Origin of the sequence: Hafnia psychrotolerans (assembly GCF_014639435.1) — a bacterium.
Lineage (GTDB): Bacteria > Pseudomonadota > Gammaproteobacteria > Enterobacterales > Enterobacteriaceae > Ewingella > Ewingella psychrotolerans.
The window spans coordinates 185316-210037 of sequence record NZ_BMFZ01000009.1; the positions used below are offsets into that span (position 1 = coordinate 185316).

Genomic DNA, 24722 nt, shown 5'->3' on the forward strand with positions numbered 1-24722 from the left:
ATTTATTTGCTGCCTGCGCGCCAGTTGAAACCCCAACCATAGGCTTTATCCATAGGTTCATGGCCGCCAAAGTAGGCATTCAGACGTTCGACTTTTAAGGTGTTATTGATGTTTTCAAGACGAGCAATCGCGCACATTGACTGACTGCCACCGTCCGCATTCAGGCGGGTTTCAATCGGTGGCTGTTCAGGTAATTGCAGCGTCACAACGCCGTCGGTTTTCGCCCAGTTAGGAACGCCTTTGTAGATAAAGGCGAAGATCACCACTTCTGCGATATCGTCCCACTTGGCGCCATTGATATTGAGCCACTCACCTTCTGAAGCTGAGCCGGAGCGGTCGTCAGCTTCAAGATGCACAAAGGGAACGTTCTGATAATCGCCAAAGCGATTGCCTAACGCTTGTACTAAATCCTGATGGCCATCTTTAAAGCGCACGTAGGCCCCCAAATCCAGATCGATGGCGTTAAGCTTGCTGAAAAAGCCGCCGCCGGACGCTTGGTTCCAGTTCAGATTGACGCGAATACGCCCAAACCCCTGGCCTTTGCTGAGATTAACCGGCTTGGTTAAATTAACGCTCGGCTGCTCTTTCGTTAGGGTGACTTTACTGAGATTGATCGGTTTCGCTGCCGGTGCCGGAGGGGGAACCGGCGCTGGTTTTGACACCTCTTCAGTAGGTGCATCGATGGTCACACCAAAGTGCTCAGCCAGCGGCTGTAAACCGCCGTTGAACCCCTGGGCAACGAAGCGGAATTTCCACTCACTGTTACGCCGGTATAGTTCACCAAGGATTAATGCGGCCTCGTTGCGACCGTTTAAATCTACCGGGCAGGTCAGATGAGGCTTACCATTAACTTCCACGCTGATGCCTAACGTACGCAACGTCTGAATGTTATGGCCTGCTTCCGGCGTAATGGTAAAAGCGACCTTCTGCACGCTGGCAGGTAGCGCACTAAGATTGACAGAAAATGAACTGTTATCCCCTTCCGTCAGCAACAGAACCGATCGGTCATTGCTCTGTTTCTGCCCGTAGAAAATAAAATCATCATCGGATTGGGTTTTACCGTTGGCGTCTAACCGAAAGGCTGACACATCGGCGGCAATGGCGCTTTTAACCCGAATGATCAGTGTCGTTTCAGGAACAGGCCCGTTGCCACCCGCTATAAGTTGAGTTGCCATGCTTACCCCACCAGCTCACGAATAACCAGCGGCAGCATGCTTTCCACCGTTCGTCCGTCGGAAGTCTGACCGTGAGCCTTGAAGCTCCAGTCATTGCCCTTACGGGACAGTGATGCAATAAACAACGCCGAGTGAGCGCCCTTCTCCGACAGATTGAAATTCGCCAACTCTTTGCTGCGCTGGTCAAGAATGCGCACGCTGGCGTTCTCAACTTTGGTGAAATTCTGGCCGGTGAAACTGTTCACCGTGAAAGCCAAATGTTCGACGTCGGAAGGTACGCGGCTCAAATCAATGAGGATCACTTCGTCGTCGCCATCTCCAGCACCGGTACGGTTGTCGCCGCTGTGTTTGACTGAACCGCAGCTGGATTGCAACTTACGAAACCAAATGGTATCGACTGCTTCGCCGTCGCTGTCGAGCATCACACAGGAGGCATCCAGATCAATTTCACCGCCGCCGCCGCCAAACAGACCAAACAACCCTTTGCTTTTCGCTGCATCCCATCCCAAACCGATATGCACAGCAGTCACGGAAGCGCCGGACTCTTTTGCCAGGGAGACGGATTGATTTTTACTGAGTGAAATAGCCACGAAAGCTCCTTTTGTGAAAAATCAGATTAAACATCGATTAGTTTAAATAATTACCGGTTTCATCGCCGGCCGATTCAATAACCACAAAATATATAATGGCAAAGCTCGAATTATTTTTAAATTTAACGGAATATAAACTCGACCGACGCATAAATAACAACGCATACAAAATACACATGATGGTGAGATATATTCCCTAGTGCTGCGAGCGACAGTATCACTCTTTTCATTCACTTTGTTTAGGGAAGGTTTATTGTTTTACACAGAAACACACTTTTGATAGATAAATTTACAATAGCCATAACTATTACCATGCTTATTATTTTTTAAGTCATGCAATACATAAAACCTGTATGATTTTTCACTTCACTGCTCATAAAACGTGAAACCCTGAAATCATAACATACTGTTTTAATTTAAATAACACACATTCCATGACCATTGGCGTTTTTTGTGAATCTGGATTCCAAATTACATAAATAATCCCAATTCAGCGCTGTACTGACGTAACCTTTGATTTAGGATGGTGCATTGCAAAGAAACGTAAATAATATTGCTTAAAGTATTTTATTTACTGCCAACTATGAAAAATTCATGATAAAAACACGCTGTTAATTTATAAAAATATTGCCCATGTTTTCCTCTGAATATTATTTTTTACTCAGCGACCTTTGGTGCAATAAATTTACCTGGCTGACAGCGTAGTTGTAACGTTATTTTGGTGGTTTTTTCATTGATAAACTCTAATAGATACAACCTGTTTAACATTCGCATGCAGCTTATTTTCGCTTTTAGCTCTCCGCTTAGTGTACAGGCAAAAGATCGCCAGTTACTGAGCGAGATAATCCCGCGATGCGGTAAGAATTCGGCATTCAGTATCGAACAGATAAACATGCTTTCCGAAGGGGTAGAACTTCAGCTAACTATGTCACCAGAGATGGAGATTCCCATGCTGGTTAATACTCTGAAAACGCACAGTGCTAAACAGCTCGGGGAACTGTCGGGCGTAAAAAAGAATGGGCTATGGTTACGCGGCTATGTGGCGCACTCCCTGGGGAATCTGCCTGAGCCTCAACCGAATTTATCAGCGCTGATCGCGAAAAACCGGCGGGAGAAATAGCCCAATGATTTGGCTTATGGAAGGTTTTGCTTCACAACGCGGCATTCTCCAGGCGTTACGTTGTGCCCTTACCGCAGAGAAGTGGTGTAACCGTCAGGGAACACCTCTGCAACTGATGGCATCACACCGGCATTTTCGGCCGGAAATTACCCACCTGGCCGATGTTGAGCTACGCGAACCGGCGGATCCAACCCAGAAACTGGCATTTATTTTGGACACTATTGCCCGCTATTCGGTCACGCTGATCCATGCTGGCCGCGCGGACCCGTGGTTCGAAGAGCATCGTTCGCAGATAGAAGCCCAAGGCGTAGTCCTGATTACCGGCACGCGGAGCCTTGAGAACCTGCTACTGGCTGACGACAAATACCGTTTTAGCCTGCAACTTGCGCAACACGGCATCGCCCATACTCCTGCCTGTCTGGTGGACTCTCTTCCCGCTCTGAAAGCAGCACTAAAAAGCATTAAATCTGATTTTACCGAGCTGTGTATCAAACCCAATCAGGGTATTTATGGCTGCGGTTACTGGCGTCTGGATGATCATGCATCAGCAGATTTGGTGCTGCGAAAACCCGAAACCCGGCGGATAAATACCCAAACTTATCTGGATATTGTGGAGAAAAGCGGTGGGCTGTCACAACCCATGCTCGTGATGCCTTACCTGCCGGGTCCGGAATGCAGCATCGATATGGTCACCGAACAGGGCCACACGCTGGCTGTACTGGGCCGACGTAAAAATAATGCCCTGCAGCAGTTTTTTACCGAAGGTGAAGAGGTCGAACTGGCCCGCCGGGTCGCGGCACTTTTGCATGCTGACGGCCTGATTAACGTTCAAACTCGAGCGGATCATGAGGGAAAACCGCGCGTGCTGGAATGCAATCTGCGTCCGAGCGGCGGTGTGCCTTATGGGCTTGAAAGTGGCATTAATTTACCTGCCATCATGGTGGCTTCGCGTCTGGGTTTACCGCTGTCTGCACAGAAACTCCATCACTGTAACGTCCGCATCCTCGACCATGCCGTCCACATTCCCAGCCCACGAGTTAACTCATGAAAAATAAACCCGTCATTGACGACATCTGTCCGGATAAACGCCGAATAGATGAACACTATCAGGCCGTGCTCAGCGCGGGTGTGATGTCATTGCAACTGCGCAGCCAGTCGGGCTGGAGCGCAAATACGCTGTTCGATATGGCCCAACGCCGCAATCCGCGCCGGGCATTCTTATTCGTCAGTAAAATTTTAGGCCGTCATATTCCCTGCTCTCCGAGGGTCATCCGCCAGGCCTTTACTGATCTTGCAGACAGTATTCCAGATGCACTCCCCGGCCCGATTCTGGTCACCGGCATGGCAGAAACCGCCGTCGGGCTGGCTGCTGGTGTGCACTCAGCCCTCTCACAGCGCTATGCCGATTGCATTCTGCTGACCACCACCCGCCATCCACTCGGCAGTGATTTGTTCTGCCGTTTCGAGGAGGAACATAGCCATGCCACCGCGCATTTAGTTCATCTCCCAACAGACCCAGCACTGCGGGAAAAGCTGTTACAGGCCCGCACGCTGGTCATGGTGGATGATGAAGCGACAACCGGGAAAACCTTTATCAATTTATTTAATGCGTTGAAAGAAGCCGGAATGAGCAAGCTGGAACACGTCGTTACCGCGACGCTCACCGACTGGTCGGAAAACGCCTTGTCAGGACAAATCAACCTGCCCGTCACCGCCGTCTCGCTTGCCAGCGGCCGTTGGCAGTGGGAGCCGGCAGCCTGTCCGCCGCCCATCAATACGCCCGACGTCAATGTCACGGCCTGCGGATCACAGCCACTCAACGCCATTGCGAATCGGTGGGGACGAACAGGGGTCGAATTTCATACCCGATTATTGACAACCATGCCACCGCAGGAAGGCCAGCGCATTCTGGTACTGGGTTCCGGCGAATATGTCTGGCAGCCCTATTTATTGGCGCAATGGCTGGAGGAGCAAGGAGCCGAGGTCTGTTTCAGTTCGACCACTCGCTCACCGGTCGCCATCGGCAACGCCATTGGCTGTGCCATGAGTTTTACCGATAACTACGGCCTGGGCGTGCCGATGTATGTCTATAACGTCGATCCCGCACAGTGGGATCGGGTGATTCTATGTTCAGAGACACCGGCCGCTGCGTGGGATCCGGCTTTTCTGGCGCAATTTAAAAATCTGGAAATCAACGAGGCTCATCATGACTGCTAACATCGCCACGCGCCCGCTGATCTTCACCGATCTTGATGACACACTGTTTCAGACCGGCCGCAAAATCACCGATGCCTGCGAACGCCAGCTAAGCGTGCCGGGCGCACTCGACAGAAGCCTTGCGCCACGCAGTTTCATGACACCTCGTCAGCATAACTTAGTCCAGTGGATGCTGGACAGTGCAGAAACTATCCCGGTGACAGCACGGGGCACAGAGGAAATTGCCCGTGTTTGTATTCCCTTTGATTCATGGGCAATCACCACCCACGGCGCGGTGATTCTCACCCCTACAGGTCAAGCCGACCCGCAGTGGCAGCAGTTGATCACTGAGCAAATGCGCAGTTTTCTGCCAAGGTTGCTTGCGTTAGAACAGCACCTCAGCCGAATGCTCTCGGACCCGCAGGCGGTCTCGCCGCACTTACCTGTTGAAGCAGGATGGTGCCGGATGAATGAAGAGTACGGTATGCCGGTCTATCTGGTGATGAAGGTTAACGATAGTCAGCACCTTATCGCGCTGAATCACTATGCCGACTGGGTGAGTCAGACCTTCGATCTCGACGGGTTTTATGTGCACCGCAATGGCAATAACGTCGCCTGGCTGCCGAAATGCATTGAGAAAGCCCATGCGGTGAAATTCCTGCTGGAAAAACTACGTGCAGAAAACCCCGCCCGCCCGGCGCTGGGCTTTGGCGACAGCCTTTCAGATTTGAGTTTTATGCAGCAGTGCGATTTTCTGGCAATACCGCAGCGTAGCCAGCTGCTTAATACACTGGAAAGAGCACTGCCCGCCGTCCTCTCATCGGAGAGCCACATACTGCAACCTGAATCAACGCCACAAACGCTGCTTTCGGGTTCCTACCCGCCTGGCGATATTCACTTTTTGCTCGCTCCGGTACAGATTGCATTCACCGCGGTGGAAGAGAAAGAGCGCCTGATTCAGAGCGGTGAAAAGCACTATTCTGAGATGCTGTCGCAAGAGCCGTCACCCTCTCACAAACATTTGTCGCTCTACCAGCATGCCATGACAGATTTTGGCCCACGTCTGGCCCATGAGATCACTGCGCTGGCGAAAGGTCTGGTGGCACAAGTGACCGCCAGACCGATTGTGCTGACCTCACTGGTAAGGGCCGGTGTACCGCTGGGAGTTTGCCTACTGCACGCTCTACGCGATATGCAAGTCGAGGCCGTGCATTACGGCATCAGTATTATTCGCGACCGCGGGCTGGACGAAACCGCGCTGACGCACATTACCCGGCAACACGGCAGCGCGGGGGTGGTGTTTATCGATGGCTGGACCGGAAAAGGGGCCATTTCACGCCAACTCACAGCCTCCCTGGCCAACCGGCCTGAGTTCGGCTCACCGCCCAGGCTGGCCGTGCTGGCTGATCCCGGAGGATGTGCGTGGTTGTCGGCGAGCGGGGACGATTGGTTGATGCCCTTCGGCATTCTCGGCGCACCGGTTTCCGGACTGGTCAGCCGTTCACTTTGGCGTGAAAGCGGTTTCCATGGTTCGATGTTCTGCCAACATCTTCAGCCTTTCGATCTCAGCGCAAGTTTTGTCACGGCGGTCGACTCCCTGCGTCATCAGCAAACCGGGAATATCCCCGCGGCCCATCCGCGTGAGGACGAAAAAAATGACCTGCAACGGTTGAGTGAGCAGGTCATAAACCGGCTTGCCGAACGCTTTAATGTTGGTTCGATCAACCATATAAAACCCGGTATCGCCGAAGCGACCCGCGCGGTAATGCGCCGTGTACCGGATCATGTTCTGGTCACCAGTAAGCAAGATGCCGACGTCGCACTGCTGGTTCATCTGGCCGAAAGTTTGGGGATCCCGGTAGAAGAAGTCGGATCTGACATTGGGGTATATCGCGCCGTCACCCTGATTAAGCCTATTCCTTGAGCCGGAGATAAATTGATGAAAAAAATCACGCCCAATGACCTCGGGGCCACCATGTATGTTCCTGCCACGCATCCAGAACTGACGCGCATTGCCTGCGGAGAAAAATATCCGGAACTGTTGTCGATGGTGATCTGTCTGGAAGATGCCGTGCTGGATCGTGATATCCCGCAAGCGTTGAATAATCTGCGGGATACCCTGCTCGCGCTCAAAAGCCCGCGTCATTTCAACGATGGACCGCTAGTATTTATCCGACCACGAAGCACTGCCATGGCCGCCAGACTGGTGGCTGATAAAACCTTTTTATTGCATGCGGCTGACGGTCTGGTGTTGCCAAAGTTTAGGTTATCCTCACTCGATACCTGGCTGAGTATTACCGCTGGCACTCATCTGCTATGGATGCCCACACTGGAAGATGCCGAAGTGTATGACGTCACCAAAATGCAGCAGATGGCGGAAGCGCTGAAAGCCAAAGCCGCCGACCGCGTATTGGCGCTGCGTATTGGGGGTAACGATCTGATGAGTGTATTGGGTTTGCGCCGGAGTAAAGAATATACCTTGTACGAAGGTCCACTCGGCTATGTGATCAAAATGCTGGTGAGTGTGTTCGGCGCACAGGGTTTTGCCCTGACGTCTCCGGTGTGTGAGTTAATCGAACCCGACGACATACTCAGACGCGAACTCAAACAGGATGTTCTGCACGGGCTGGTGGGGAAAACGGCAATCCATCCCAGCCAGATCCCGGTCATCCATCATGCCCTGCGCGTGGCGCCCCGCGACTATCAGGAAGCATTACGCATCCTCAATGCAGACAGCGCGGTTTATAAATCCGACGGCGCTATGTGTGAACCCGCGACACACGTCAATTGGGCGCACCGGATTATTCAGCAGGGGAAAAGATATGGGTATGTGGAGACAAGCCATGGCGGGCAGGATCTGGGGGCTGCTGCCCAAACCGGCTAATGCTTTAACTTCAACTTCAAGACCTTGGGTTGCCACTCAAACTGGCTTTAAGGTCAAGACCTTGGGTTGCCACCCAAACTGGCTTTAAGGTCAAGACCTTGGGTTGCCACCCAAACTGGCTTTAAGGTCAAGACCTTGGGTTGCCACCCAAACTGGCCCAAAGGGTCGCAGTCGCTCGACCCTTTGGAATCCCCGCTTTTTAAAAACAGCAGCTGCGCGAGTCACAATGGCCGTGTTTCAGTTACCTCGGTTATAGCCGCAAAATGTCGCCGCTTAGGCGGTCCCTTCACTTCGGGTTACAACCGCGTAAAAAGACCCGCGGTTTTCCACCTCTCGTTCAGCGTCATTTTTGAATGCGGCCGACACTTTTTTAAAAGACAAAACTTCTTTAAAGATAAAAGCAGACCAGGTTTTGAATTTGAATTTAAAGAAGCCGAGGCCGCGTTCAAAACGACGTCGAGGGAGAGGCGTAAAACCGCGTGGGTTTTTACGCGGGTTGAAGCCCGAACAGAGAGCACCGCGCAGCGGCGGAGTTTGCGGCTATCACGCAGGCTTCTGAAACACGGCCATCCCCACTTGCGAAGCTGCTGTTTTTAAAAAGCTCGGATTCCAAAGGCCCGAGCGACTGCGGGCCTTTGGTCGGTGTGGGCCGACGCCCACGACCTTGAAGTTGAAGTTGAATTCAAAATTGAATTTGAAATTAAAACCAAAACCACATACAGTCCTGCCCCTTCTTTGGCATGGGGAACAGTGATGTTTATTGGATTTGACTACGGCACCGCAAATTGTTCAGTCGCCGTGATGCGCGATAATAACGCCCACCTACTGGCGTTAGAAAACAACGATCCTTATTTACCCTCCATGCTGTGTGCGCCTACGCGTGAAGCGGTCAGCGAATGGCTGAACCGTCACGGGCAGGTTCCACCGGGCAGTGACGAAAACATTGCGCTGTTGCGCCGCAGTATCAGTTTCAACCGTGAGGAAGATATCCCGGTTAATGCCAACAGCGTGAATTTTGGTTTACGTGCTCTTTCGACCTATATGGAAGACCCGGAAGAAGTCTACTTTGTGCGCTCGCCAAAATCCTTCCTGGGTGCTAATGGGTTGAAACCACAGCAGATTGCACTGTTTGAAGATCTGGTCTGCGCCATGATGTTTCATATCAAACGTCAGGCGGAAAACGCTCTGCAACAAAGCATCGAACAGACGGTGATTGGCCGTCCGATTAACTTTCAGGGCATGGGCGGCGAAGAAGCCAACCGCCAGGCGCAAGGAATTTTGCAACGCGCTGCCGAGCGGGCCGGTTTTCGCGATATCGCTTTCCAGTTTGAGCCTGTCGCCGCGGGTCTTGATTTTGAAGCGACGCTGAGCGAAGAAAAAACCGTACTGGTCGTCGATATCGGTGGTGGAACCACCGACTGTTCAGTGCTGTTGATGGGTCCACAGTGGCGCGACAAAGCCGAACGCCAGCAAAGTTTGCTTGGCCACAGCGGCTGCCGCGTAGGCGGAAACGATCTGGATATTATGACCGCATTTAAGCAGCTGACCCCGCTGTTTGGTATGGGTAGCGAAACGGCGAAGGGCATTGCTATTCCATCCCTGCCTTACTGGAACGCCGTCGCGACCAACGACGTGCCTGCCCAGCTGGATTTCTACAGCGTAGCCAATGGTCGTATGTTGCGGGATCTAATCCGCTATGCTGCCCAGCCACAGCAGGTAAAACGCCTGCTGAAAGTACATCAACAGCGTCTGAGCTACCGGCTGGTACGGATGGCGGAAGAGAGCAAAATCGCGCTGTCTGAGCGTGAAAACGTCACAACGGCTCTGGATTTTATCGAAGCCGGCCTGACAGAAAATATCAGCCAGCAGCAGTTAAGTGATGCAATATCACAACCGCTGGCGCGCATTCAGGAGCAGGTGAATCTGGCACTCTCCACCAGCAATATCACGCCGGACCTGATTTACCTGACTGGAGGCAGCGCACGTTCACCGCTGCTGCGTGCAGCATTACAAGCGCAGCTACCCGGTATCCCGCTGGTCGGGGGTAATGATTTTGGCTCAGTCACTGCCGGGCTGGCCCGCTGGGCGCAAACACTGTTCCGTTAACGGCCTATCCTCTGAAAGTAAAAAACCGCCTGTGTGCTCGTGCCACAGGCGGTTTTTATTTTGAACACAGAGAGAGAATTACTCGTTGCTGGCCTCGTTCAACGTGAGGATATCCGCATCGTCCAGCGTCAGATCAGCTGCTTTGGCCAGTTCATCCAACTGTTGCAGCGAGGTCGCACTGACAATAGGAGCGGTCACACTCGGGCGGGCAATCTGCCATGCCAGCGCGATTTGTCCCGGCTTAGCACCCTGTTTCTCCGCCACCTGATCGAGCGCAGCAAGAATCTTCAGCCCGCGATCATTGAGATACTTCTCGACAACTTGACCGCCGCGCTGACTTTTACTGGCATCGGCTTGAGTCCGGTATTTGCCGGTGAGGAAGCCGCTGGCCAGCGCGAAAAAGTTGATAACTCCCAGACCATTGTCCGAGACCACCTTCTCCAGATCGTCTTCATACACGTTGCGATCGTACAGATTGTAGAGTGGCTGAAGGGTTTCATACCGTGCCAGACCATTATCCTGGCTGACTTTTAGCGCTTCACTCAGACGCGGTGCGCTGTAGTTTGAGGCCCCAATAGCCCGTACTTTGCCCTCTTTAATCAGCGCATCAAACGCTGCCATCGTTTCCGCCAGTGGCGTATCGGCGTCATCATCATGGGACTGATACAGATCGATATAGTCCGTTTGCAAACGGATGAGTGAGGCTTCAACCGCTTGCTTAATGTAACGAGGGGAAAGCCCCACTTTGCCTTCCCCCATTGGCTTACCCACCTTGGTGGCCAGGATAATCTGGTCGCGCTTGCCACTTTTTTTAAACCAGTTGCCGATAATCGTTTCAGACTCACCACCGCTATTGCCCTCAGCCCAACGAGAATAGATGTCGGCGGTATCAATAAAGTTAAGTTTATGTTCAAGCAAGGCGTCGAGAAGGCTAAAAGATGTCGATTGATCAACGGTCCAACCCAATACATTACCGCCGAACGTTAATGTCGGTACCTGAATACCGGAACGGCCCAGTTCTCATTTACTCATGACGTACTCCCTTTTTATGAACAGATTAAAATGGCGTTGTCTGTGATGCATTAACGGAAAAAGAATAACAGTAGCACTCCGGCTCGTAATATCAGGTTAGGGAAGATGTTAATGTGTTAGAAGATAAAAGTGACTCCTTATTTCCTCCATTTTTCATGCGCTGGCAATGACTACACTATCGCCTCCGACTCGGCTCAAAATGCCGTTGCCTTGGTCATCAATATAAAGAGTAAGATTGTGCGAAAAAGCCCTCTGCGATTTTTAATTATCCTGCTGATTCTGGTGATTGCGGCGACAAGCATCTGGTATTTCTATGTGGATAAGTCCGGTTCACACAGCATAAAAGCTGACACTCCCGATGCGAAAAATGCTGCACGGCATGCCGGGGGACGCCGCAATATGCCGCTGCCGCCGGTTCAAGCCGCGATGACCATAGAGAAATCCGTACCACAGTATCTCAGCGGGCTTGGCACCGTGACGGCGTCCAATACCGTGACGTTACGCAGCCGGGTTGACGGTCAACTGATGTCGCTGCATTTCACTGAGGGCCAGCAGGTCAAAACCGGTGACCTGTTAGCAGAGATCGACCCGCGTCCGTATCAGGTCCAACTTACCGAGGCGCTGGGGCAGATCAACAAAGATCAGGCCACGCTCGATAACGCCCGCCGTGATCTGGCGCGTTACCAACAACTGGTTAAAACCAACATGGTTTCACGTCAGGATCTCGACACCCAGCAGTCTCTGGTGCGCCAGAGTGAAGGTGCGGTGGCGGTAGATCAGGGCGCGGTTGACAGTGCCAAACTGCAACTGACCTACAGCAAAATCACTTCGCCGATCGATGGCCGTGTAGGCCTCAAACTGGTGGATGTCGGTAATATCATCTCCAGCAGCGACACCACAGGCATTGTGGTTTTGACCCAAACGCAGCCCATAGACGTGATTTTCACCCTGCCCGAAGCCACCATCGGTGCCATCCTCCAGTCGCAGAAAAGCGGCCAGCCGCTGACGGTGGAGGCCTGGGACCGCACCAATCAGCATCAGCTGACGCAGGGCACCTTGCTGACCCTCGATAACCAAATCGATGTCACTACCGGCACCATCAAGTTGAAAGCGCGCTTCAGCAATCAGGACAACGCGCTGTTCCCCAACCAGTTTGTCAATGCACGGCTGAAAATCGGCACACTGCAAAACGCCGTCGTCGTACCTACCGCCGCAGTACAAATGGGCAACGATGGCCACTTCGTCTGGGTGGTGGGGAGCGATAACAAAGTCAGTAAACACATAGTGACTACCGGCACACAAGACAGTCAGCAAACCGTGGTCACCGCCGGGCTGAGTGCCGGGGTTAACGTGGTGACCGATGGTATTGACCGTCTGACCGAAGGCGCTACCGTCGAGGTTATCCGGCCAGAAACCGCAGCGGTGGCCGATAAAGCGCCTGAAAAACATCACCGCCAAAGGAAGTCCTAATGCAAGCGATGCCGGATAAACCTCAGGGCGGGCCGTCACGGCTGTTTATTCTGCGCCCGGTGGCCACCACGCTGCTGATGATCGCCATTCTTCTGGCCGGTATTATCGGCTACCGTGCCCTGCCGGTTGCCGCGTTGCCAGAGGTTGATTACCCGACTATTCAGGTGATTACGCTCTATCCCGGTGCCAGCCCAGATGTCACGACTTCAGCGATTACTGCGCCTCTGGAACGCCAGTTCGGGCAGATGTCGGGCCTGAAGCAGATGCAGTCGCAAAGCGCCGGTGGCGCATCCGTTATCACGCTGCAGTTCGCCCTGGAACTGCCACTGGATGTCGCCGAGCAGGAAGTGCAGGCGGCCATCAATTCCGCCACCAATTTGCTGCCCACCGATCTGCCAAATCCGCCGGTTTATAGCAAAGTTAATCCTGCCGATCCGCCCATCATGACACTGGCGGTGACATCAAGCGCCCTGTCGATGACGGCGGTGGAAGATCTGGTGGAAACCCGCGTGATGCAAAAGCTGGCCCAGGTCAACGGAGTAGGACGGGTCAGTATTTCCGGTGGGCAGCGCCCGGCAGTGCGAGTGAAACTCAATGCACCGGCCATGTCGGCCCTCGGGCTGACCAGCGAAGAAGTGCGTGCAGCCATCGCGGCGGCTAACGTCAATTCAGCCAAGGGCAGCTTTGACGGCCCGGAGCGCTCAGTCACGCTGTCCGCCAATGACCAGATGAAAACCGCCGCCGATTACCGCGCGCTAGTGGTCAGTTATAAAAACGACGCACCGGTGCGGCTTAGCGATATTGCCAGCGTCGAACAAGGGGCCGAAAACAATAAACTGGCGGCATGGGCCGACACACATCCGGCCATTGTGTTGAGTATTCAACGCCAGCCAGGTGCCAATGTGATCACCACCGCTGACAGCATCCGGGCGATGTTGCCATCGCTACAACAGAATCTGCCGAAATCTGTCCACATCGAACGGATGACCGACCGCACCGTCACCATCCGGCACTCGGTCAGCGACGTACAGTTCGAGTTATTGCTCTCGGTGGCGCTGGTCGTCATGGTGATATATCTGTTTTTACGCAATGTCGCCGCGACGCTGATCCCCAGCGTGGCCGTACCGCTGTCGCTGATTGGCACCTTTGCTGCCATGTATTTTCTGGGCTTCTCGGTCAACAACCTGACCTTGATGGCGCTGACCATCGCCACCGGGTTTGTGGTTGATGACGCCATCGTGGTGATCGAAAATATTTCGCGTTATATCGAGAAAGGCGAAACACCGCTCAATGCTGCGCTGAAAGGGGCGGGCGAAATCGGCTTTACCATCATTTCTCTGACTTTTTCGCTGATTGCCGTGCTAATTCCGCTGCTATTTATGGGTGATATCGTCGGGCGTTTATTTCGCGAATTTGCCGTGACGCTGGCGGTAGCCATTCTGATTTCCGCCATCGTCTCGCTCACCCTGACACCCATGATGTGCGCACGTATGCTCAGCCATGAATCGCTGCGTAAACAGAATCGTTTTTCACGCGCCTCCGAGCGGATGTTTGAGCGCATTATTGCCACTTATGGTCGCGGCCTGACGGTGGTGCTACGCCATCAGTGGCTGACGCTCGGCGTCGCGCTCGGTACTCTGGCGCTGACCGCCCTGCTCTATATTTTGATCCCCAAAGGTTTTTTCCCGGTGCAAGATAACGGGCTGATTCAGGGCACACTGGTGGCGCCACAGTCGGTGTCATTCAGTAATATGGCTAGCCGTCAGCAGCAGGCGGCGGCCATTATTTTGCAGGATCAGGATGTGGAAAGTCTGACCTCGTTTATCGGTGTGGACGGCACCAACCCGACGCTCAATACCGGCCGCTTACAGATTGCCCTCAAACCACTGAGCGACCGCAGTGACAGAGTGGACACCATTATTCCGCGTTTGCAGAAGGCCGTCGCCAAAGTACCGGGGATCGCGCTTTATCTGCAGCCAGTGCAGGATCTGACCATCGATACTCAGGTGGCCCGCACGCAATACCAGTTCACCTTGCAGACGCTAACGGCCGATTCACTCGGTCGCTGGGTGCCGCAATTGCTGGATAATTTGCGCGCCCTGCCACAGTTGCAGGATGTGAGCAGCGACTGGCAGGATCAGGGGCTGGAAGCCTACATCAAGGTCGATCGCGACAGTGCCAGCCGTCTGGGCATCAGCATGACTGACGTCGACAACGCGTTGTACAACGCATTCGCCCAACGGCTGATCTCTACCATTTATACCCAGGCCAACCAATACCGCGTGGTATTGGAACAGGACACGGCACAAACGCCCGGCCTGAGCGCCTTGCAGAATATCCGCTTGATTGGCAGCAATGGCACCAGCATTCCGCTTAGTGCCATCGCGCAGTTTGAGCTGCGCAAAACGCCGCTTTCGGTCAACCATCTCGACCAGTTCCTGTCGGCCAGCGTGTCATTTAACGTGTCCCCCGGTTATTCCCTCGGCGAAGCGGTTAACGCCATAAAACAGGCCCAACAGCAGTTGGATCTTCCCGCCGATATCAGCGTGCATTTTCAGGGTGCCACGCTGGCATTTGAAGCTGCGCTCAGCAGTACGCTGTGGCTTATTCTGGCCGCTGTGGTGGCAATGTACATCGTGCTTGGCGTGCTTTATGAAAGCTTTATTCACCCGGTCACGATTCTGTCGACGCTGCCAACGGCAGGCGTGGGCGCACTGCTGGCACTGATGCTGGCAGGCAGCGAGTTAGATGTGATTGCCATCATCGGCATTATTTTGCTGATCGGTATCGTGAAGAAAAACGCCATCATGATGATCGACTTCGCGCTGGCCGCCGAGCGCGATCAGGGTATGACGCCGTATGATGCTATTTATCAGGCCTGCCTGTTGCGTTTCAGACCGATTCTGATGACCACGCTGGCGGCGCTGCTTGCCGCATTGCCGCTGATGCTCAGTACCGGCGTTGGCGCAGAGCTGCGGCGTCCGCTGGGGATTTGTATGGTCGGCGGGTTGGTGGTCAGTCAGGTACTGACCCTGTTCACCACACCGGTGATTTATCTGCTGTTTGACCGGTTGGCTCGCTGCATACGCCCACATGCTTATCCTCACACCGGGCTACCGCAGCCAGACACTGAGCGACCGCCGCGATGAATGTCTTCGCACTGTTCATCCACCGACCTGTCGCCACCATGTTGCTGACACTGGCGATTGTGCTGGCAGGCATACTGGGTTTCCGTCTACTGCCGGTGGCACCGCTACCGCAGGTGGATTACCCGGTGATTTCGGTTACCGCCACACTGCCCGGTGCGGACCCTGAGACCATGGCAGCGTCAGTGGCGACGCCGCTGGAAAGCACTCTGGGCCGTATTGCCGGTATCAATGAGATGACCTCCGTCAGTACGCTCGGCAGCACGCGTATCACGCTGGAATTTGATTTTGACCGCGATATCAACGGTGCTGCGCGCGATGTGCAGGCAGCGATCAATGCGGCGCAAAGTCTGTTACCGACGGGAATGCCAAACCGCCCGACCTATCGCAAAGCTAACCCTTCCGACGCGCCGATCATGATCTTAACCCTGACGTCGGATACCTACAGTCAGGGCCAGCTGTATGACTTCGCCTCAACACAACTGGCGCAAACTATTTCGCAGTTGGACGGCGTGGGTGATGTCACGGTTGGCGGCAGTTCCCTGCCTGCGGTCAGGGTTGATCTCAATCCTGAAGCGCTGTTCAATCAGGGCGTATCGCTGGACGCCGTGCGTCAGGCAATAGCCGCTGCCAACGTACGCAAGCCACAAGGCGCGCTGGAAGATAAGAACCAGCGCTGGCAGATCCGCACCAATGATGCCCTCAAGACCGCTAAAGATTACGCACCGCTGGTGATTCACGTCAGTAACGGTAATACCGTGCATCTGCGTGATGTCGCCACCGTCAGCGACGACGTGCAGGATCACCGTAACGCCGGGCAAACCAGCCTGAGCAAAGGAGGCGTGAGACCGGCGATCCTGCTGGTTGTGCGCCGCAGTGCAGACGCCAATATTATCGCCACCGTGGACGGTATCCGGGCGGAATTACCGCTGCTGCGTGAGGTTATTCCGGCTGCCATCAGTTTGCAGGTGGCGCAGGACCGTTCACCCACCATTCGCGCCTCACTGAATGAGGTGGAAATCTCGCTGAGTATCGCGGTGGCGTTGGTGATCCTGGTGGTTTTCCTGTTCCTGCGCTCGTGGCGTGCGACGTTGATCCCAGCCGTCGCCGTGCCGGTGTCGCTGATCGGCACCTTTGCCGCCATGTATCTGTGCGGCTTTAGCTTGAATAACCTGTCGCTGATGGCGCTGACCATCGCCACCGGTTTTGTCGTCGACGACGCCATCGTGGTGCTGGAAAATATTTCACGGCATATCGAAGCCGGAATGAAGCCGATGAACGCCGCGTTACAGGGTGTCAGAGAGGTCGGATTTACCGTGTTGTCAATGAGCCTGTCACTGGTGGCAGTGTTTATTCCGCTGCTGCTGATGAACGGTTTACCGGGGCGGCTGTTTCGCGAGTTTGCCGTGACGCTGTCCGTGGCGATAGGTATTTCTCTGCTGGTGTCGCTGACGTTAACGCCGATGATGTGTGCATGGCTACTGCGACCGTCAGCCCTGCCTCCGCCGCCGAAAAAGCGCGGTGTCAGCCGACTGCTGCTGCGCATGCAACAAGGTTATGGCCGTTCGCTGAACTGGGTGCTCAATCATGCACGCTGGGTCGGCGTGGTGCTGCTGGCGACCATCGCGCTTAATGTCTGGTTGTATATTGCCATCCCGAAAACGTTCTTTCCTGAACAAGACACTGGCCGCCTGATGGGCTTTATTCAGGCAGATCAGAGCATTTCGTTTCAGGCGATGAAAAGTAAAATGTCTGACTTTATCCGCTTAGTCAGCCAGGATAGCGATGTCGCCAATGTCACCGGTTATACCGGCGGTTCACGCACGAACAGTGGAATGATGTTTATTTCTCTCAAGCCACTGTCAGTGCGTAAAAGTAATGCACAGGAAGTGATTGCACGTATCCGCACCGCCGCATCTCAGGAAGCCGGTGCCGGGCTCTATCTCTCGGCCGTGCAGGACGTGCGTGTCGGTGGGCGACAGGGAAATGCCAGTTATCAGTACACGTTGCTATCGGATAATTTGCAAGATTTACGCCAGTGGGAACCGAAAGTTACCGCAGCGCTCGGCGCGCTACCGGAACTGGCGGATGTCAGTTCAGATCAACAAAATCACGGTGCAGAGATGCAACTGACCTACGACCGCGCCACGATGGCCCGCCTGGGCATTTCGATTTCCGCTGCCAACGCGCTGCTCAATAACGCCTTCGGCCAGCGGCAGATCTCTACGATTTATCAGCCACTAAACCAGTACAAAGTGGTGATGGAAGTCGCACCGCAATATACACAGGATGTCAGTTCACTCAGTAAAATGTTCATGATTAATAGTGCAGGGGCGTCGGTGCCACTCTCCTCGTTCGCCACATGGCGACCTGCCAACGCGCCGTTGCAGGTGAACCACCAGGGAATGTCGGCGGCAGCAACGATCTCCTTTAACTTGCCGGAGGGCGGCAGCTTGTCGGTGGCATCCGCAGCCATTGATCGCACCATGACTCAACTCGGCGTACCGGCAACCCTCCACGGACAGTACGCCGGTACCGCACAGGTGTTTCAAGACACGCTGAAATCTCAGTTACTGCTGATTATCGCCGCCATCGCTACGGTATATATTGTGCTGGGCATATTGTACGAAAGTTATATTCATCCACTGACCATTCTGTCGACTCTGCCTTCAGCGGGCGTCGGTGCGCTGCTGGCACTGGAGTTGTTCAGTGCGCCGTTCAGCCTGATCGCCCTGATTGGCATCATGCTGTTGATAGGTATCGTGAAAAAAAATGCCATCATGATGGTGGATTTCGCCCTCGACGCGCAGAGACGCGGGCACCTTACCGCCCGGGAAGCGATCTTTCAGGCCTGCCTGCTGCGTTTTCGGCCCATCATGATGACCACGCTGGCTGCGTTGTTTGGGGCACTGCCGCTAGTGCTGACATCAGGCGACGGCGCTGAGCTGCGCCAACCGCTTGGCATTACCATCGTCGGCGGTCTGGTCCTGAGCCAGCTATTAACGCTTTACACCACGCCAGTGGTGTATCTGTTTTTTGACCGGTTACGCGGCCGACTCAGTCGACAGCCGCGGCTAACATCACTTGCTGAGACAGATCGATGACATCACCCTCAGAGATAACAGACGCTAAGCCACCTGCCCCGCTCCCACCTTCAGTGCGCTGGCAGTTGTGGATCGTGGCTTTTGGCTTTTTCATGCAGGCACTGGACACCACCATCGTCAACACGGCGCTGCCATCAATGGCGGCCAGCCTCGGTGAAAATCCGCTGCATATGCACAGCGTGGTAGTGGCTTATGTGCTGACCGTGGCGGTGATGCTGCCCGCCAGCGGCTGGCTGGCGGACCGCGTCGGAGTCAAATGGGTGTTCTTTTCGGCGATTGTGCTATTTACCCTTGGCTCGCTGCTGTGCGCGCAATCGTCCAGTTTACAGACGCTGGTGATGTCCCGCGTGGTTCAGGGAATCGGTGGCGCGATGATGGTGCCGGTCGGGCGGCTGACCGTGCTGAAAATCGTACCGCGCAGCGAATATATGGCCGCGATGACCATGGTGACCCTGCCCGGTCAGATCGGCCCGCTGCTGGGTCCTGCGCTGGGCGGTTTTCTGGTGGAGTACGCCAGTTGGCACTGGATTTTCCTGATTAATCTGCCCGTAGGCCTGGCCGGATGCATCGCCACATTGATGATCATGCCCAATTACCAGATGCAGACCCGACGCTTTGATATTCGCGGTTTCGTGATGCTGGCTGTCGGCATGGCGACCCTGACGCTGGCGCTGGACGGCAGCCGTGGGCTCGGCCTTTCGTCGTGGCAGTTGGTGTTGCTGGTAGCGGTGGGTATCGCGTCGCTGGGGGTTTACTGGCTGCACGCACGCGGCAATCTGTCCGCGCTGTTCTCACTGCGTTTGTTTCATACCCCAACGTTTAAAATAGGTCTAATCGGCAGCTTCCTCGGCCGTATCGGCAGCGGTATGTTGCCGTTTATGACGCCGGTATTTCTGCAACTCGGCATGGGGTTTACGCCGTTCAATGCCGGCCTGATGATGGTCCCGATGGTGCTCGGCAGCATGGGCATGAAGCGCATCGTGGTCAGGCTGGTGAATAAACTCGGCTATCGCCAGGCGCTGGTCACAGCCACATTGCTACTGGCGCTGATCACCCTGATCTTTCCATTCGTTGCCATTTATGGCGCATTCTGGATGATCCCGGTGATACTGTTCTTCCAGGGCATGGTCAACTCACTGCGCTTCTCGTCGATGAATACGCTGACGCTCAAAGATCTGCCATCACGTTTGGCAAGCAGCGGCAACAGTTTGCTGTCGATGGTGATGCAACTGTCGATGAGTCTTGGTGTCAGCATTGTGGGGATTTTTCTTGGTCTGTTTGCGCATCAACACGTCATTGCAGGTAGCAATGGTATGCACAACACCTTTATTTATTCTTATTTATGTATATCCCTGGTTATCGCCCTACCTGCCTGGGTGTTCTTACACGTCCCCGAAGATGGCCGAAAACAAACCCTAACTGATCGCCGCCACGCGCAGGCTGGTTCATCCGACCCAATGAGAAAATCATGAAACCTGGAATTACAGCCAAATTGTTTATGGCCATTTTCTTCACCTGCGGGCTGGTGTTAATCACCATGAACTGGGGCGTGAGAATGAGTTTTGAACACGGATTTATCGACTATATTCGTCAAAGTAATGAGCAACGGATGGAGCTGCTGGCCGATACCTTGCAGGAACAGTACAAACAGCACGGCAGTTGGGAGTTTTTGCAAAAAAATGACAAGTTGATCTATCAGATCATGCGTTCGTTTGAGCAGAACAGCGCCAGCAGTCAGATGCTACCGCCTCAGGGCTGGCGGACAAAATTCTGGATACTCGACAGCCACAATCAACGCATTGGCGGCTCCGAAGCGCCCATCCCGGCGGATCTGAGAGGTCTCCGGCGCATTATGATCGTTGACGGTATGAACATCGGTACGGTGCTCTCCACGCCCGCCGAGCGCCTGACGCGCAACGCCGATATTAACTTTGACCGTCAGCAAAACCGCACCAGTTGGATCATTGTCGGTTTCACCACGCTGTTAGCCGCCGCCGTCACTTGGCTGCTGTCACGCGGCATGCTGGCACCGGTCAAACGGCTGGTTCAGGGGACGCACCAACTGGCAGCGGGAAATTTCAGCAGCCGGGTCAAAGTAGACAGTCAAGATGAGCTTGGAAAACTGGCGCAGGACTTCAACCAGTTGGCGATGACGCTGGAAAAGAATGAGCAGATGCGGCGTGCCTTTATGGCCGATATTTCTCATGAGCTACGCACGCCACTGGCGGTACTGCGCGGCGAACTGGAAGCCATGCAGGACGGCGTTCGAAAGATGACGCTAGACTCGCTGGGTTCGTTGCAGTCAGAAGTCTCCATTCTGACCAAGCTCGTGGATGATCTGCATCAGCTTTCGCTCTCTGACGCGGGTGCGTTGGCCTACCGTAAAGAGGAGATCGATGCGGTGCATCTGATTCAGTTGGCGGAAGCCGGTTATCGTGATCGCTTCCGGCAGAAGCAACTGACGCTTTCGAGTTCGCTACCGGAGAAAGTCATGCTGTTTGGTGACCCGCAGCGCCTGTCACAGCTGTTCAATAATTTGCTGGAAAACAGCCTGCGCTATACTGATGGCGGGGGCGGTTTGGAAATTATTGCCAACAAACAGGATAAATCGCTGCGTATTATTTTTCAGGACACTGCACCGGGCATTAATGACGAACAACTACAGCATATTTTCGAACGATTTTACCGTGCTGAAGGATCGCGTAACCGCGCCAGCGGCGGTTCCGGTTTGGGCCTGGCGATCTGCCAAAATATTGTTGAAGCCCACAGCGGACGGATAAATGCCAGCAAGTCACCTTCCGGCGGCATCTGTATGACCATTAATCTGCCACTTTCTATTCAACTTGGACCGAGAAACTGAATGAATTCCTCTACGATATCTGACCCTGCGCCGCTGCAAATTTTGATTGTTGAAGATGAGCCGAAACTCGGCCAGTTGTTAGTTGACTACCTCGAAGCCGCCGGTTATGCCACCCAATGGTTGTCCAACGGCAGTGACGTGGTGCCGCTGGTGAAAGCGAATCCGCCCGCCATGATCCTACTGGACTTGATGCTGCCGGGCAGCAGCGGTCTCAGTATTTGTCGCGATATCCGTCAGTTTTCCGATATCCCGATCATGATGGTTACCGCCAAAACTGAAGAGATCGACCGACTGCTGGGGCTTGAAATTGGCGCGGATGATTACATCTGCAAACCTTACAGCCCGCGTGAAGTGGTCGCCAGAGTCAAAGTGATCCTGCGCCGCTGCATGCGTCCCAGCGACAACCCGGCAGAAGATTTCAGTCTGCACATTGACGAAGCCTGTTTTCAGGCCAGCTATAAGGGTCACGAATTAGATCTGACGCCAGCAGAATTCCGGCTGCTGAAAACACTGTCGGTGAAACCGGGCTATGTCTTCACCCGAGAAATCCTGCTGAATAATCTGTACGACGATTATCGCGTGGTGACCGATCGCACCATCGACAGTCACATTAAGAATTTACGCCGTAAGTTAGAGTCTATTGACGGAGATAAGGCCTTTATTCGCGCAGTTTACGGCGTGGGCTATCGCTGGGAAGCGGAGCCATGCAGGATAGTGTGACATCGGCTTGATATGCTGAGAAATGTAAATCTGGCTTAAGTCTGTAAGCTGCATCACAGTTTTGCAGCTAAATCCCACAGCCAGAGGATCGCCCGCCACCGAAAATCTTGTCGTTAACTACACTTATCTCTGGATGAAATCACTCATGGGAGAAATCGTATGGCGACAGGCCACTATGAACTTAAAAAAGCGAAGAACGGACAATTTCACTTTAACCTGAAGGCCGGTAATGGCGAGATTATTCTCACCAGTGAGATGTATGCCAGCAAGGCGTCAACAGAAAATGGCATCGCCTCCGTACAGAGCAATTGCACCGAAGAAAGCCAATTTGAAGTCAAACCAGGCAAAAACGGACAACACTATTTTGTCCTCAAGGCCAAAAACTATCAGGTCATTGGCATCAGCGAGATGTACACCTCTGACGCGGCGGCGCGTAAAGGCATGGCCTCTGTGATGAATAATGGCTCCTCGACCGAGGTCCGGGATCTCACCCATTAATTGAGATTTTACTTCCCCGAGGCAACGATTCCAGGGCTATAGGCTAAATAGTAAGATTGGCCGCCAACACACCTACGCAGCTTGATGTATGACGGGTATAAATTGATCCAAGCCTTTGATCGTTTAAATACCCACACTAACAGGCTGCTTTTTCCTTTTTCAGACGTTACAATCCGGGCCTTTCGTCGTCCCTTAGGGGCGGCCCTGACTTGCTATCAGACTGAGAATGACTATGTTTACTCCGGAATTACTCTCTCCGGCCGGTTCGCTTAAGAACATGCGCTACGCCTTTGCTTACGGTGCAGACGCAGTTTATGCCGGCCAGCCCCGTTACAGCCTGCGCGTGCGCAATAATGAGTTCAACCATCAGAATTTAGCGATCGGCATCAATGAGGCTCATGAGCTGGGCAAAAAATTCTATGTGGTGGTGAACATTGCCCCACATAACGCCAAGCTAAAGACCTTTTTGCGTGATTTAAAACCGGTGATCGATATGGGGCCAGATGCGCTGATCATGTCCGATCCTGGGCTGATTATGATGGTCCGCGAAGCCTTCCCGCAGATGGATATACATCTTTCGGTGCAGGCGAATGCGGTTAACTGGGCCACCGTGAAATTCTGGCAGCAAATGGGGCTGACGCGAGTGATTCTTTCACGCGAGCTCTCACTCGAAGAGATCGCTGAGATCCGTGCTCAGGTGCCAGACATGGAGATCGAAATCTTCGTGCATGGCGCACTGTGCATGGCGTATTCAGGTCGCTGCCTGCTCTCCGGTTATATTAATAAACGCGACCCGAATCAGGGTACCTGTACTAATGCCTGTCGCTGGGAATACAAAGTGCAGCCGGGTAAAGAGGACGATCTTGGTAATATCGTGCATCAGTACGAACCGATCCCCGTGCAACAGGTCGCGGCAGAAGCAGCACCTGAACCCACGCTGGGCATCGGCCAGCCGACCGACGAAGTCTTTATGCTAGAAGAAGCGCTGCGCCCCGGCGAATATATGAGTGCGTTCGAAGATGAACACGGCACCTATATCATGAACTCCAAAGATCTCCGCGCCATTCAGCACGTGGAAACCCTGACAAAAATGGGCGTGCATTCGCTGAAAATAGAAGGCCGCACCAAATCCTTCTATTACTGCGCCCGTACCGCACAGGTGTATCGCCGTGCAATCGATGACGCCGCCGCTGGAAAACCGTTTGACCCGACGCTGCTCAGCACGCTAGAAGGTCTGGCGCACCGTGGTTACACCGAAGGCTTCCTGCGACGCCATACGCATGATGCCTCGCAGAATTACGAATACGGTTTTTCAGTCAGCGACCGCCAGCAGTTTGTCGGCGAATTTACCGGTAACCGTGTCGACGGCTGGGCAGAAATCGATGTCAAAAATAAATTCAGCGTTGGCGACAGCGTGGAAATGATGACGCCAAAAGGCAATGTGCAGTTCAAACTCGAGGCATTGCGTAACAAGAAAGGCCAACCGGTGGAAGTCGCACCCGGTAATGGCCACATTGTTTATGTGTCGCTGCCGCAAGAGGTCGATCTGGAGTTCGCTATTTTGTTGCGCAATCTGGAAAACACTGACACACGCAATCCTCACTCTAAAGCCTGACGCTAATAATTTCATAAATTAACTTCAACAATGACGCCACATGACGTGGCGTTTTTTCTGTGTTCTTTGCAAAAAATAAAATCAAAAATAAGAAACCGGTCACATTCACTCTATCTCGCTTTCGTTATTATTTATTCGTAATTTAGACGAATGATAAATAAATTACTGGACTACACTAAGAACCACCTCCTTTGCCAGCTCAATCT

At 53.6% G+C, this 24722-nt stretch carries 17 protein-coding genes; 14 read left to right on the forward strand and 3 right to left on the reverse strand.

Going from position 1 to position 24722, the window contains the following annotated elements; all coding sequences use genetic code 11:
• Positions 1–2: 2 nt before the first annotated feature.
• Entirely contained in the window at positions 3–1175 is a 1173-nt protein-coding gene (locus IEV89_RS16600; RefSeq protein ID WP_188474632.1) for a TerD family protein, read from the reverse strand.
• A gap of 2 nt (positions 1176–1177) precedes the next feature.
• Positions 1178–1765 (reverse strand): TerD family protein, encoded by a 588-nt coding sequence (locus tag IEV89_RS16605; protein WP_188474633.1) that lies wholly within the window; start codon positions 1763–1765, stop codon positions 1178–1180.
• Positions 1766–2537: 772 nt separating this feature from the next.
• Between IEV89_RS16605 and IEV89_RS16610 the strand changes: the two genes are divergently transcribed.
• From IEV89_RS16610 to yegD, 6 genes are all read left to right on the forward strand, one after another.
• Positions 2538–2885 carry a transposase gene (locus IEV89_RS16610; RefSeq protein ID WP_188474634.1) on the forward strand — a complete coding sequence of 116 codons (348 nt, stop codon included), beginning with the start codon at positions 2538–2540 and terminating at the stop codon, positions 2883–2885.
• 4 nt (positions 2886–2889) lie between these two features.
• Positions 2890–3933 carry an ATP-grasp domain-containing protein gene (locus IEV89_RS16615; RefSeq protein ID WP_188474635.1) on the forward strand — a complete coding sequence of 348 codons (1044 nt, stop codon included), beginning with the start codon at positions 2890–2892 and terminating at the stop codon, positions 3931–3933.
• A complete protein-coding gene (locus tag IEV89_RS16620; protein WP_188474636.1) occupies positions 3930–5102 on the forward strand; it encodes a phosphoribosyltransferase domain-containing protein in 1173 nt (390 codons plus the stop codon). Before IEV89_RS16615 ends, IEV89_RS16620 begins: the two co-directional genes overlap by 4 nt.
• Before the next feature lie 814 nt (positions 5103–5916).
• Entirely contained in the window at positions 5917–7005 is a 1089-nt protein-coding gene (locus IEV89_RS16625; protein WP_373283406.1) for a cysteine protease StiP family protein, read from the forward strand.
• Between the two features lie 12 nt (positions 7006–7017).
• Entirely contained in the window at positions 7018–7965 is a 948-nt protein-coding gene (locus IEV89_RS16630) for an HpcH/HpaI aldolase/citrate lyase family protein (RefSeq protein ID WP_188474637.1), read from the forward strand.
• 753 nt (positions 7966–8718) lie between these two features.
• Complete coding sequence (gene yegD, locus IEV89_RS16635; RefSeq protein ID WP_188474638.1) at positions 8719–10071, forward strand: molecular chaperone; 1353 nt, start codon at positions 8719–8721, stop codon at positions 10069–10071.
• Between the two features lie 78 nt (positions 10072–10149).
• Here yegD and IEV89_RS16640 read toward each other — a convergent pair whose 3' ends face one another.
• Entirely contained in the window at positions 10150–11088 is a 939-nt protein-coding gene (locus IEV89_RS16640) for an aldo/keto reductase (RefSeq protein ID WP_229746507.1), read from the reverse strand.
• Between the two features lie 237 nt (positions 11089–11325).
• On the opposite strand from IEV89_RS16640, the gene IEV89_RS16645 reads away from it, so the two are divergent.
• The 8 genes from IEV89_RS16645 (at position 11326) to trhP (ending at position 24516) form a co-directional block, all read left to right on the forward strand.
• Positions 11326–12573, forward strand: coding sequence for an MdtA/MuxA family multidrug efflux RND transporter periplasmic adaptor subunit (locus IEV89_RS16645; protein WP_188474689.1), 1248 nt, complete (start codon positions 11326–11328; stop codon positions 12571–12573).
• Positions 12573–15722: an MdtB/MuxB family multidrug efflux RND transporter permease subunit gene (locus IEV89_RS16650; protein WP_188474639.1), complete on the forward strand. Its 3150-nt coding sequence runs from the start codon at positions 12573–12575 to the stop codon at positions 15720–15722. The genes IEV89_RS16645 and IEV89_RS16650 overlap by 1 nt, the downstream gene beginning before the upstream one ends.
• Positions 15719–18823, forward strand: coding sequence for a multidrug efflux RND transporter permease subunit MdtC (mdtC, locus tag IEV89_RS16655; RefSeq protein ID WP_188474640.1), 3105 nt, complete (start codon positions 15719–15721; stop codon positions 18821–18823). The genes IEV89_RS16650 and mdtC overlap by 4 nt, the downstream gene beginning before the upstream one ends.
• A complete protein-coding gene (gene mdtD, locus IEV89_RS16660) occupies positions 18820–20295 on the forward strand; it encodes a multidrug transporter subunit MdtD (protein ID WP_188474641.1) in 1476 nt (491 codons plus the stop codon). The genes mdtC and mdtD overlap by 4 nt, the downstream gene beginning before the upstream one ends.
• Complete coding sequence (gene baeS / locus IEV89_RS16665) at positions 20292–21683, forward strand: envelope stress sensor histidine kinase BaeS (RefSeq protein ID WP_188474642.1); 1392 nt, start codon at positions 20292–20294, stop codon at positions 21681–21683. Before mdtD ends, baeS begins: the two co-directional genes overlap by 4 nt.
• Positions 21684–22403, forward strand: a complete 720-nt coding sequence (gene baeR / locus IEV89_RS16670) for an envelope stress response regulator BaeR (protein ID WP_188474643.1) — start codon at positions 21684–21686, stop codon at positions 22401–22403.
• Between the two features lie 159 nt (positions 22404–22562).
• Entirely contained in the window at positions 22563–22901 is a 339-nt protein-coding gene (locus tag IEV89_RS16675) for a YegP family protein (protein WP_188474644.1), read from the forward strand.
• A 232-nt stretch (positions 22902–23133) separates the two neighbouring features.
• Positions 23134–24516, forward strand: coding sequence for a prephenate-dependent tRNA uridine(34) hydroxylase TrhP (gene trhP, locus IEV89_RS16680; protein ID WP_188474645.1), 1383 nt, complete (start codon positions 23134–23136; stop codon positions 24514–24516).
• The last annotated feature ends 206 nt before the right edge of the window (positions 24517–24722 follow it).